The 238-nt window shown below is 58.8% G+C and carries 1 protein-coding gene; it reads left to right on the top strand.

The annotated features are described in order from the left end of the window. Window positions 1-56: 56 nt before the first annotated feature. A partial coding sequence (locus tag SB772_RS45365) for an SMP-30/gluconolactonase/LRE family protein (RefSeq protein ID WP_410839199.1) occupies window positions 57-238 on the top strand: 182 nt, incomplete at its 3' end.

Below are 238 nucleotides of genomic sequence, written 5' to 3' on the forward strand. Positions count from 1 at the left end.
GACAGTGCCCAACTCACGGCCCATGAATTTCCGGTAGACGGCGGCTGGGGTTGACCATGAGCGCCTCATTGAACATCGCAGTTCCCCTGACAATGAGCCTGGGCGAATGTCCATTGTGGGACCACCGTCATGATCGCCTGCACTGGATCGACATCCATGCCGGACGGATCTATAGCTGGACGCCTGGCGACAACGTCGAACCGCACATCATCGAACTGGACGAGCCCGTAGGCAGTCT

Origin of the sequence: Paraburkholderia sp. SIMBA_030, assembly GCF_046535245.1 — a bacterium.
Classification (GTDB): domain Bacteria; phylum Pseudomonadota; class Gammaproteobacteria; order Burkholderiales; family Burkholderiaceae; genus Paraburkholderia.